Here is a 12,346-nt window from a genome sequence, read left to right as displayed (position 1 = left end):
ATCAGTGCTTGTTCATTCTTCCGTTACTGGCGGCGTGACCTGCAGCAGTTCCAGACGTCGTGAGTCTGCCGAGAGTACCCGGAACTTGCATCCCTCGATGACGGCGGTTTCACCAACCTTGGGGACATGCCCGATGTGCTGCATCAGCAGGCCACCGATGGTGTCGAAATCCTCGTCACCAAAACTGGTGCCCAGTGTCTCATTGAACTCGTCGATTGGCGTCAAGGCACGTACCGAGAAGCGTCCGTCGCCGTGATCGCGAATATCCATATCCTCTTCGGTGTCATGCTCATCGTCGATCTCGCCAACGATCTCCTCCAGCACATCCTCGATGGTGACCAGTCCGCCCACACCACCGTATTCATCCAGCACGATGGCCATGTGATTGCGAGCCGTGCGAAATTCCTTCAACAGTACGTTCAGGCGCTTGGTTTCAGGCGTGAAGGTGGGTGTGCGCATGATGTCGTCGATACGAAACCGCTGGCTGGAGTCCACACCGGAGAATCGCAGCAGATCCTTGGCCAGCAATACCCCGACCACGTTGTCCTTGTCCTCGTTGATGACCGGAAAGCGTGAGTGTCCCGACTCGATGACCACCGCATGGATCTCCTCCAGCGTGGCATCGTATTCCACCACTTCCATCTGGCCGCGCGGAATCATGATGTCCCGCACGCGCATCTCGACTACCTGAAATACCCCTTCGACCATCTGCAGGGTATCGGCATCGAAAATTTCACGTGCCTGAGCATTGCGCAACAGCTCCAGCAATTCATCGCGATCGCGCGGCTCGCCGCCGATGGCATGCACCAGCCGATCCATCAGGGATCGTCCTGAATTACCATCCTGGGTATCGTCACTCATTGTCCGTTCACTGCGTTTTCAACTGCGTAGGGGTCCGGAATGCCGAGTTCCGATAGTATCCGAATTTCCGCGGCCTCCATCAACTGCGCCTCCGCCTCCACCTCATGGTCATGACCGCACAGGTGCAGGCAACCATGGACCAGCATGTGCGCCCAGTGATGCAACAGAGGTTTGTCCTGTTCCCGTGCTTCTTCCGCGATCACGGCAGCGCACAGCACCAAATCGCCCAGCACCAGCAAGCCGCCAGCAGGCATTTGCGGACCAGGATCGGGCTCATCCAGCATGAGTGGCAGTTCTGATGCAAAGCTCAGAACGTTGGTCGGACGATCCTTGTGACGGTATTGCCGGTTGAGCTCGCGCATGGCCTGCGTATCCAGCAACTGCACCGACAACTCCAGAACGGCAACATCCTTCAGGGACAGCAGGGACTGTTCACCAAATGCAGTCCGACAGCATTCCTGCATGAACGTCTCCGTCAGGCCTTCAGGCACTGACTCATCACCGGGTTCGAACAGCACCTGCAACCGAGTCTCGGACCCCGGCAGGCCGTCCTCACCGTCCATCGTGGTGAAGGTCAGTGCATGGGTCGACGGAGGCTCGGCGTCTGACTGGGAATCAGGCATCGTCATCCTTCTCCACGGCTTCGTAGGCGGCCACGATACGCTGCACCAGCGGGTGTCTCACCACGTCCGAGGCGTTGAATTCGCAAAATCCCAGACCATCGACGCCCTTGAGCACTTGCTGTACATGCTTGAGACCCGACAATTGGTGCTTCGGCAGATCCACCTGTGATATGTCGCCGGTCACGATGGCCTTCGAGCCGAAGCCGATGCGAGTCAGGAACATCTTCATCTGCTCGACCGTCGTGTTCTGAGCCTCATCCATGATGATGCAGGAGTGATTCAGCGTGCGGCCACGCATATAGGCCAGCGGTGCAATCTCGATGACGTTGCGTTCCACCAGCTTGCCGACCCGCTCGATTCCCATGAATTCGTACAAAGCATCGTAGATCGGACGCAAGTAAGGGTCGACCTTCTGCATCATGTCACCCGGCAGAAAACCCAGCCTTTCACCCGCTTCCACCGCCGGTCGCACCAGCACCAGGCGTTGTACCTGATCGGACTCCAGCGCCTCCACGGCACAAGCGACCGCCAGAAACGTCTTGCCGGTTCCCGCAGGCCCGATACCGAAGGTCAGGTCGCGCTCCTTGATGCTCTGCACATAGTCGATCTGCCGGGGTCCGCGGCACTGGATGGTTGAGCGACGCGTCTTGATGATGGTGTTGTTGCGCGGGGCCGCCGATGCCTCCTTCATGGAAGCCAGACCGGACTCCTGCAGGGACAGATGCACCTCTTCGGGCGCCAGCGATTCGTTTTCAGTCATGTCGTAGAGGTGATCGATAAGCGCTCTGGCGCTGTCAGCAGAAGTTGGATCGCCTTCGACCGAAAACTGGTCACCGCGATTACTGATCGAGACATTGAGTCTGTTCTCGATCTGTTTCAAGTGTTCATCGAACTGCCCGCACAAACGCGCAAGTCGCTCGTTGTCGGGCGGTTCGACGCGAAACTCTAATTTTGACATGCAGCAATCGCAGGCTCGGCCACGTCCACAAACTCACCACGCAGCGAATTGGGCAGCGCCTCGGTAATGCGCACATCCACGAACTTGCCGATCAGACCCGCATCACCGGCAAAGTTCACCACCCGATTGTTTTCGGTGCGACCACTGATCTCGCGCGGATCCTTCCTGGCCGGACGATCCACCAGAACACGCTGAACGCTACCAACCATGCTCTGGCTGATGGCTGCTGCCTGGCGGGTGATCTGCGCCTGCAGACGTGCCAGACGCTCCTTTTTCACCGCCATGGGCGTGTCATCCTGCAGCGAAGCAGCCGGCGTACCGGGCCTGGCACTGTAGATGAAGCTGTAGGAATGATCGAAGCCGATGGTCTCGATCAGCTTCATGGTGTCCTCGAAGTCCTTGTCGGTCTCTCCCGGGAAGCCGACGATGAAGTCCGATGACAGGGTCAGATCGGGACGCGCCTGCATCAACTTGCGAATTCTGGACTTGTATTCGATGGCCGTGTGACCGCGCTTCATGGCGGCCAGGATGCGATCGGAACCGCTCTGCACCGGCAGATGCAGAAAACTGACCAGTTCGGGCACCGTGGCATAGGCCTCGATCAGGGAGTCACTGAACTCGACCGGATGGGAAGTCGTGAAACGAATGCGCTCCACACCTTCGACAGCGGCAACGTAACGAATCAGCAGGGCCAGATCGGCAGTACCACCTTCATGCATCGGCCCCCGATACGCGTTGACGTTCTGACCCAGCAGGTGGATCTCGCGAACACCCTGCTCGGCCAGCGACATCACCTCATCGATGACATCATCCAGTGGTCGACTGATTTCCTCACCGCGTGTATAAGGCACCACGCAGAAGCTGCAATACTTGCTGCAACCCTCGATGATGGAGACGAACGCAGTCGGTCCATCGGCGCGCGGCTCTGGCAGACGATCGAATTTCTCGATTTCCGGGAAACTGATATCCACCACGGAGTGTCTGTCGTTACGGCTCTTTTCCAGCAGTTCGGGCAAACGATGCAGTGTCTGTGGACCGAAGACCACATCGACATAGGGAGCACGTTGATTGATGGCATCCCCTTCCTGACTGGCAACACAGCCACCGACACCAATGACCACACCGTCACGAGCCTCTTTCAGGGGGCGCCAGCGACCGAGCTCGGAAAAGACCTTCTCCTGCGCCTTTTCGCGAATGGAACAAGTGTTGAGCAACAGAATGTCGGCTTCGGCAGGATCTGAAGTGGCCTCGACAGGCCCATCCTGAGCCAGCACATCGAGCATCTTCGCCGAGTCGTATTCGTTCATCTGACAGCCGTGTGTCTTGATGAATACCTTTCGAGTCATGAAATGTACGGAAAACGCCAAAAGAAGCAAGTATACGCTCCTGGGCCACCTGCCGTTGGCTCCGTATATGGACTGTTGACGGAACAGTCGCCTGCCTCACGTGAAATATCGGCAATATCCGGCATTCAGGGGTAACACTCGCGCAACCATAAAAGTTTTAAAAAACACAATTAACGGCATGAAGGGTGCAAACTTGCCGATAACTTGAAACATAAACTTTTATAGCTAGAACAACGTGCCATCCCGGGAATCAAGCCGCCAATCCGTTACGACTCTGAATGCCCTCCGGCGTCAGGCCGTGACGTTGCGTCTTGCCGGCAGCACTCTGGCCGAGACGCGTGATTCCGTCGGCCTCAGCGTTCCGACCATCATTGCCGCCGTCAAGGCCTATCATCAGGGCGGCTGGGACGCAGTGGACGTCGGACCACGCGGGCGGCCCCGAGCCGACAGCGCCGTGGCCGAACTGTCAAGATTGCAGCAGCAGTTGCTCGATGCTGCAACTTCGAGACCGGAAACCGGCCATCACCCCATAGCACCCTGGAGCAGCGAACGCGTTGCGCAGTGGCTGGAATCCCGATCACTCAAGGTAAGCCGTTCGACCGTCCTGAGCTGGCTCAACAAGTGGTCCCTGCAGCCTGCCAGCCGCTATCGGCGACTGATGCAGGACAAGCAGAACACCGACTGGCGCCCGGCCCATGAACGTTTCTGCCGGCGGGCTCGTCGTCGCGGCACGCCCGTTTTCTGGATAGGCAGCCGCAATCTGGACGAGGCGCGCTGCCAACTGTTTGCCCACGACCTGCGCGGCCACGCCTACTGGTGCCTGACAGACGGAACACCGCGAGCGCCCCATTACCTGCACTTCCTGCAGTCCCTGTGTGCCGCACTGAACCAGGAACACCCGGACGGCATCGCTCTGGTATTGCCAGGCGAACACCTGCGTCGTGACAGTCTGCTGGCGCCCTGGCTGCAGACAAGCAACACGGAGGTTCTGATCGTGACGGCCCCCAGTGACCGACCCGTGAATGCCGGCGGTGTCTCGCTCGGCAGCAAACCCTCAGTCAAGACACCGGTGACCAGCACATCGGGCAATAGCCACTCAAGCGGAAGCGCCGAACACTCGCCGCCCCGACCCCAGGCGCATTCAATCAGACCTCTCCCCCTGACTCTACAGGTGAACCAAACCATGACAACACCCAGCGACCAGCAAGCAGCTGCATCGCCTGCCCCGTCCGGTGGCAAGGCGAGTTCGACCCGCACCCTCACCCACTTGCAGAGACTGGAGGCCGAAAGCATCCACATCATGCGCGAAGTGGTTGCCGAGGCCGACAATCCGGTCATGCTCTACTCGATCGGCAAGGACAGCGCCGTCATGCTGCATCTGGCCCGCAAGGCCTTTTTCCCGGCCGTGCCGCCATTCCCGCTGCTGCATGTGGATACCGGCTGGAAGTTCAAGGCGATGTACGAGTTCCGGGACTCCATTGTCAAGGAATACGGGATGGAGCTGCTGACTCACATCAATCCGGAAGGTCTGGCACAGAAAGTCAACCCGTTTACGCACGGCTCGGCACTGCACACGGACATCATGAAGACACAGGGTCTGAAGCAGGCGCTGGATGAGCACCGCTTCGATATCGCCTTCGGCGGTGCGCGACGCGACGAGGAGAAGTCCCGCGCCAAGGAACGTGTGTTCTCGTTCCGCAGCGCGCAGCACCGCTGGGATGCCAAGAACCAGCGCCCTGAACTGTGGAGCCTGTACAACGCGCGCAAGAAGCCTGACGAATCAATTCGTGTGTTCCCGATTTCCAACTGGACCGAACTCGACATCTGGCAGTACATCCACCGCGAGAACATTCCCATCGTGCCACTGTATCTGGCGGCCGAACGTCCGGTCGTGAAACGCGATGGCACCTTGATCATGGTCGATGACGATCGCATGCCCATGCAGCCGGGCGAAGTACCCGAAATGCGCAATGTACGATTTCGTACTCTGGGCTGCTACCCACTGACCGGCGCCGTTGAATCGACCGCCACCACGCTCGAGGAAATCATTCAGGAGATGCTGCTCACGCGCACCTCCGAACGTCAGGGCCGCATGATCGATCACGATTCAGCCGCCTCCATGGAAAAGAAAAAGCAAGAGGGTTACTTCTGATGCAAGCTGAATCCGATGCGCTGATCGCCAATGACATCAGTGCCTACCTCGACCGACACGAACACAAGAGCCTGCTGCGCTTCATCACCTGCGGCAGCGTGGACGACGGCAAGAGCACACTGATCGGCCGCCTGCTGTATGAATCCAAGACCCTGTTCGAAGATCAGCTCGACACGGTGACCAGCGACTCGAAGAAATGGGGTACCCAGGGCAAGAACATCGACTTTGCCCTGCTGGTTGATGGCCTGGCTGCCGAACGTGAGCAGGGCATTACCATCGATGTGGCCTACCGCTTCTTTTCGACAGACAGCCGCAAGTTCATCGTGGCCGATACACCGGGACACGAGCAATACACGCGCAACATGGTGACCGGCGCTTCCACCGCTGATGTGGCTGTGATTCTGTGCGACGCGCGCGCCGGACTGTTGACCCAGACCCGTCGCCACAGCTACCTGGTGTCGTTGCTGGGCATCCGCAATGTGGTGCTGGCAGTCAACAAGATGGATCTGATGGACTACGACGAATCGGTTTTCGACTCGATCACCGAAGAGTATGCCGAGTTCGCCAAGGCACTGGATATCGAGAACATCACGGCCATTCCCATGTCGGCGCTGGCCGGTGACAACATCACCGAACCCAGCAACAACATGCCCTGGTATCACGGCACCACTCTGCTGTCATGGCTCGAAACCGTGAAGATCGACAACGAGCGCCGTCAGCAAGGTGCCTTCCGCATGCCGGTGCAATGGGTCAACCGTCCATCACTGGATTTTCGCGGCTACGCCGGCACCATCGTCGGTGGGCGCGTAGCGCCAGGAGACCCGATTCGCATCCAGCCTTCAGGCCGCATGAGCCAGATCGCACGCATCGTCTCGATGGACGGCGATCTGGAAGAGGCGGTTTCAGGGCAGTCGGTCACCTTGACGCTGACCGATGAAGTGGATGCTTCACGCGGTGATGTCATCTCGGCCGGCGATGAGCCAGCCAGTATTGCCGACCAGTTCGAAACCACCATCGTGTGGATGCATGACGAACCTCTGTTGCCTGGTCGCCCCTACCTGCTGAAGATGGGCACCAAGACTGTCAATGCGACGATCACGACCATCAAGCATCAGGTCAACGTCAATACACTGGAAGAAAGTGCGGCAACACAGTTGCAGCTCAACGCCATAGGTGTCTGCAACATCAGCACTGACCAGCCCATGGCCTTCGATGCCTACAAGACCAACCGGGAAATGGGCAGCTTCATCCTGATAGACCGGATGAACAATACAACTGTGGGCGCCGGCATGCTGCATTTCTCGCTGCGTCGTGCCGACAACATCCACCTGCAGGCAACCGATGTCGACAAGAACGTGCGGGCCAGCCTGAAGGGTCAGAAACCGGCGGTCGTCTGGTTCACCGGCCTGTCCGGCGCCGGCAAATCCACTGTCGCCAACCTGGTCGAAAAGCAACTCACGGCCAAGGGACATCACACTTATCTGCTGGACGGTGACAATGTGCGCCATGGTCTCAATCGCGACCTGGGCTTTACCGATGCAGACCGGGTCGAGAACATTCGCCGTATCGGTGAAGTGGCCGGACTGATGGTGGATTCGGGCCTGATTGTCCTGACTGCCTTCATCTCACCGTTCAGGTCGGAGCGCGCCCTGGCTCGCTCGCTGGTCAAGGAAGACGAATTCATCGAGGTTCATGTCGATACTCCGCTGAAAATCGCCGAGGACCGTGACCCGAAAGGACTCTACAAGAAGGCGCGTCGTGGTGAACTGAGCAACTTCACCGGCATCGATTCACCGTATGAAGCACCCGAGAATCCGGAGATCATGATCGACACCTCGACCCTGAGTGCCGAGCAGGCGGCCGAGCGAGTCATCGCCGAACTGCGACGTCGTGGTATCTTGAGCGCCCCGGAATAGAGTAAAGACTGGAGTGACATGCGGCGACTGATCATCGACACGGATACAGCATCGGACGATGCAGTAGCGATCATGATGGCAGTCGCCGCAGATGATGTTCAGGTAGAGGCCCTGACCATCGTGGCAGGCAATGTCACGTTGGCTCAGGGTAGCCGCAATGCACGCTACACCTTGCAGTTATGCCAGGCAGACGTGCCTGTTCACGAAGGTTGTGATCGCCCCCTGCAGCGAGAACCAAGCACTGCCGAATGGTTTCACGGACAGGACGGCATGAGTGACCAGAACTACCCCGCGCCCCATGCCCAGCCACTGCAAGGACATGCCGTGACTGCCCTGCTGGAGCGATTCGGCGCTGCGCCCGGAGAAATCGATCTCGTCACGCTCGGCCCACTCACGAATATTGCAACAGCGCTGGCCATCAATCCGCAACTGGCACAATGGGTCAGGCACTGCTATGTCATGGGTGGCGCTGCTGCCACGCTGGGAAATGTCACCCCGGCAGCAGAATACAACTTCTGGTGCGACCCGGAGGCGGCACGTCGCGTGATGCACTCAGGCATGAACCTGACGCTTGTGGGCTGGGAATTGAGCTGTGGTGATGCCACACTCGATGATCAGGAGATACAGGACATACTTGCGCTCGATAACGACCGAGCCCGGTTGGCCATCGACAGCAATCGCACCGCACTACAAGCTGTTCGCTCACTGCAAGGCCAGACAGGCCTGGCACTGGCCGATCCGGTTGCCATGGCGGTGGCTCTGTATCCGGAAATCGTCACGAAGGCTGAAAGCCTTTATGTGGATATCGAAACTCATGGCGAAATGACGAGAGGCATGAGCGTGGTCGATGTCAACAAGGTCATGGGCAAGGCGGCCAACGCAACGGTCTGCTTCGCTATCGACAACGCCCGCTGGAAACAGGAACTGCTTCGAGCCTTACGGTAAAGCGCAACAAGCGCCGGAACAGACTGTCGCTTTGCTGCTTACCCTGAATGACGGGCCGGGACTGGCACCGTGAATCCATCCCTGGAACTGCACAGGCATGAGGCGACACCCAGGTCGCCTCATGCAATACCACAAATCACGCTGCGTGCTTGCTGGAATCGAACACGCCTTCCACGGCAGGACGACCGTAACGAACCGCTTCTTCGATACTGTGACGAGTCACGCCGAGCTCAGCCAGTTCTCGATCAGAGTAGGAACTCAGTTCGTTGATCGCCTGCTTGATCTCCTGACGGGCATGCGACGGCCTGACAGCGCTACCATTGACAGATGACTGGACAGCTACCTGCTCATCGCTTTCTGCACGCCATGGCCATGCAGAGACACCGTCGAGCAGCAATTCGCGGGAAAAACCGAAATCGGCCAGTTGTCGATCACTCATTCGCAGCAATTCCTGGCGAGCCCTTACCTTGCCGTTGTGCTCCGAGGCCATGACAAATGCGTTCTTGATCTTGTTGAAAATACTCATGCTTGCTTACTCTCCAAACGTAGTTACCGACAAGCACATGCTTGTCGGTGGGATGCGGTATAGGGGTTACGTGATTCATCAATAACCGCTTCTGGTGCTTATTATGTCGTCAAAGAGCATCAATGCAACAGCAAACTTCGGGCATTACTTCTGTTGCGCTGCGTCATAAGCAAACTTACCGTTACGCTGGAGAGCGCGTCATATCAGGGCTGAGTGTATTTTTTTCGCCTCTTTTCAGTGCATTCCGAATTAAAACAACTACCTTTCTGTCTTATTGACAAACACAGCAAATAATTGTTGCATCGCAACAACATTCGATGACCTGTCATATGATTCCTGTGACCCCAAGGAACAGGCTGTGAGTGACTTGGAGAAACCCGACCGGTATCTCAGATCCCACCACAACGGCACCACTACGGCACCACTACGGCACCACTACGGCACCCTTTACCCGGCACCCTCTACTCGGCACCACCAGATGACCTCATCCCCGACTCTTCGAGGCACCAATGGCAACCAGGAAGAGTCGGAGGAAATCCATCATTCGACGCTGGACAGCTGACTCGACAGGTCCACAGCGAAGAATTGCGACTCTCCACTGCTGTCGTCGACACCATCGTTATCCGTCACGGCAAAGGCCTGCCCGGCAACGTCTATGGCGAAACCTTCGACCTTGTCGAGTACGTAGCCACCGCTTGCCTGCAGATCCGGCAGAAAGTCATGGGCCAGTGTCTTTTCCACCAGTGGCAGATCATCGCCCAGCTGAGCCGGTTGCAGATCACTGAGGGCAACCTGGTACAGGCGCTTGATTCTCGCATTGTCAGCTATCTGGTTGTCTCGCTCCACGATAAAGACACGGTCCTTGTGAAACGTGATCTCCGAAAGCCCTACCCAACCACGGTCCGTGCTGTCCAGAGGGTAGCGTACCGCGCCCCAGCTCTCCTCATCCAGGTCATAGGCCAGCAATTTGACCGTACCATCGGGGTCATCCGACCAACTCCGCTGAATGGCGACCCACAAGGTTCGGTCAATCAGTGTGATGCCTTCGCTGGCAAAACGCTTTTCGCTGGCCAGCAACTCCGCAGGAAACGGTATCTGCTGCTGAATTTCCCCATCGGCATTGATGTGGTAGAGCGCATGCGGAATCAGGCGATCACTGCGACCTTCGGACGCCAGCCAGAACCCACCCTCGCCATCGCTGCTCACTCCTTCCAGATCCAGCAGCTGGGCCGCACGACCACCACGCGTGATGGTCGTCGCATCCGTGATTCGTGCGGGTTGTGACGTCGCGTCAATGGTCAGCAACTGCGGTTGCATGGCATAGAAGCTGTCCGTGACTGCATACAGGATACCGGGCATGACCGGATCGGCGGCCAGACCTGACAACGCTCCCCATCCCATCGGCTTGCCATCCTTCAAGGAAGACACCAGTGTCGGATAGCTTGCTGCGGTCTCATTGCGTTCGTACAGCATCACATGAGAACGTGGCCCGCCATCGGCGATCAGATCAGCCTCGTTGGCCACCACCAGCAGACCCCGTGATGGAATGGCGACAGCCCCCTCCGGCGCAATTCCGGTAGGCAGGAGCTGGACAAACTCCGGCGCCGCTCCAGTGTCGCGGTAGACACCTACAAGGCCGGCACGTTCGGCCAGCACGAACAGATAGCGCTCTCCATCGAAGGTGGCCACTTCCAGGCCTTCGGGTTCGATCCCCTTGTTGGCGCTACGCTTCTCCGGGTAATGTCCGGCCTGGATGGCACGGTACTCCAGATCCAGGCCACTGTCGTACAGCACTGCGCCATGTTTGTCGAAAATCGTGAACCCGCGGGATCCACCCTTGTAGTCCCCTTCATTGGCTGTGACAAAGCGCTCGCTATCCAGCCATTTCACCGCATCCGGCTCTCTGGCCCTCTCTACCTGCTGCCCGGTGAAGTCGAAGGCAAACTCCTCCTCGACATCAACACCGTTCAGGTCTACATGACCTGCGGAGAAGTCGCTCAGGATGCTGCCACTCGATGCGTCGATCACGACCAGATGATTGTTTTCCTGCAGCGTGACAACCAGCTCGCTCTGCTCATTGAAATCGACGAACTCGGGTTCCGGATCATCGGCCCCTTCCATCTCCAGCCCGGTCAGTGTCACCTGTCGCGACGCACTGCAATCGATGGCATTCTCGAGCAAGGGTAAGATACTGACGTATCCGGCAGGCAACTGAGGCAATGCACCTTCGTTCAGGTCCTCGTCACGCTCGTTCTCGATGGCAACAGCCAGCAGAGAGCCGTCATGCGACAAGGCAACCGAATCAGGCTGCCCGCCCAGATCACACTCACTGACGATGGCTCTGGACGCCACGTCAATCATGACCAGTTTGCCGGACGGCTCCACATAGCTGACTGAGGTGTTCACGCCAACCAGCGCATGACGACCTGCCATGACAACCGATGTCGGCTCACCCTGCAAGGGCAGGAAACCACCGGGTTCAGGCGAAGTCGCATCGGATACATCGATGAAACCGATACCACCCAGCGGGCTGTCGGTATAGACAAGCGTCAGGCCATCGTCGGACGCACTGATGATTTCGGCGGAGGTTTCCTGATCCGCAGCAGCATCCACCGGCAGGTTGGCAGCGACCGGGAAACTGGCCACTCGTCCGAAATCATCAGCAGCGGCATGGGTATTCGTGAGACCGAGCAACAGGCTGCTGATCATGAAAGTCAGCGGCTTTCTGTAACAGTGGGACATTGAAACGGGTTCCTTTTACGGGTGTCTGGAATCGATCAACTCTCGATTACAACGCTCTGAAGTGACATCAGCGTGAATAAGTCCGTTGAATTCAACGCGTATATGTAAACGGTGTCTTTCTCGAATAAGGCCTCTCCTTTCTGGTGCTCGGACAGTCTCCCCTTTCTCCCCTTTCTCCCCTTTGCCCCGGTGACTCCGTGACTCCGTGACTCCGTGACTCCGTGACTCCGTGACTCCGTGACTCCGTGACTCCGTGACTCCGTGACTCCGTGACTCC

The 12,346-nt window shown here is 58.0% G+C and carries 9 protein-coding genes; 3 read left to right on the top strand and 6 right to left on the bottom strand.

What is annotated here, in order from left to right:
- Positions 1–12 precede the first annotated feature (12 nt).
- Genes ACUNV4_RS05150 through miaB form a run of 4 tightly spaced genes read right to left on the bottom strand, consistent with a single transcriptional unit; the run spans position 13 to position 3,788 of the window.
- A complete protein-coding gene (locus tag ACUNV4_RS05150; protein WP_430877438.1) occupies positions 13–861 on the bottom strand; it encodes an HlyC/CorC family transporter in 849 nt (282 codons plus the stop codon).
- Complete coding sequence (gene ybeY, locus ACUNV4_RS05145) at positions 858–1,484, bottom strand: rRNA maturation RNase YbeY (RefSeq protein WP_430877437.1); 627 nt, start codon at positions 1,482–1,484, stop codon at positions 858–860. Before ybeY ends, ACUNV4_RS05150 begins: the two co-directional genes overlap by 4 nt.
- A complete protein-coding gene (locus ACUNV4_RS05140) occupies positions 1,477–2,442 on the bottom strand; it encodes a PhoH family protein (RefSeq protein ID WP_430877436.1) in 966 nt (321 codons plus the stop codon). The genes ybeY and ACUNV4_RS05140 overlap by 8 nt, the downstream gene beginning before the upstream one ends.
- Positions 2,430–3,788, bottom strand: a complete 1,359-nt coding sequence (gene miaB, locus ACUNV4_RS05135; RefSeq protein WP_430877435.1) for a tRNA (N6-isopentenyl adenosine(37)-C2)-methylthiotransferase MiaB — start codon at positions 3,786–3,788, stop codon at positions 2,430–2,432. The genes ACUNV4_RS05140 and miaB overlap by 13 nt, the downstream gene beginning before the upstream one ends.
- A gap of 1,267 nt (positions 3,789–5,055) precedes the next feature.
- Between miaB and cysD the strand changes: the two genes are divergently transcribed.
- The 3 genes from cysD to ACUNV4_RS05120 are packed head-to-tail and all read left to right on the top strand — an operon-like array spanning position 5,056 to position 8,801.
- The gene (cysD, locus tag ACUNV4_RS05130) at positions 5,056–5,940 is read left to right on the top strand and encodes a sulfate adenylyltransferase subunit CysD (RefSeq protein WP_430878283.1); all 885 of its coding nucleotides are present in this window, start codon (positions 5,056–5,058) and stop codon (positions 5,938–5,940) included.
- Positions 5,940–7,856 carry a sulfate adenylyltransferase subunit CysN gene (gene cysN / locus ACUNV4_RS05125; protein WP_430877434.1) on the top strand — a complete coding sequence of 639 codons (1,917 nt, stop codon included), beginning with the start codon at positions 5,940–5,942 and terminating at the stop codon, positions 7,854–7,856. Before cysD ends, cysN begins: the two co-directional genes overlap by 1 nt.
- A gap of 18 nt (positions 7,857–7,874) precedes the next feature.
- Positions 7,875–8,801: a nucleoside hydrolase gene (locus ACUNV4_RS05120; protein ID WP_430877433.1), complete on the top strand. Its 927-nt coding sequence runs from the start codon at positions 7,875–7,877 to the stop codon at positions 8,799–8,801.
- A 136-nt stretch (positions 8,802–8,937) separates the two neighbouring features.
- Here the strand turns inward: ACUNV4_RS05120 and ACUNV4_RS05115 are convergent, their stop codons facing one another.
- Both ACUNV4_RS05115 and ACUNV4_RS05110 read right to left on the bottom strand, forming a co-directional pair.
- Positions 8,938–9,327: a DUF1127 domain-containing protein gene (locus ACUNV4_RS05115; protein WP_430877432.1), complete on the bottom strand. Its 390-nt coding sequence runs from the start codon at positions 9,325–9,327 to the stop codon at positions 8,938–8,940.
- A gap of 540 nt (positions 9,328–9,867) precedes the next feature.
- Positions 9,868–12,069: an esterase-like activity of phytase family protein gene (locus ACUNV4_RS05110; RefSeq protein WP_430877431.1), complete on the bottom strand. Its 2,202-nt coding sequence runs from the start codon at positions 12,067–12,069 to the stop codon at positions 9,868–9,870.
- Positions 12,070–12,346: the final 277 nt, after the last annotated feature.

The sequence above is a fragment of the Granulosicoccus sp. 3-233 genome, assembly GCF_052681095.1.
Note: the sequence above shows the minus strand (reverse complement) of the source record. Positions and strands in the feature narration are given on the sequence as shown.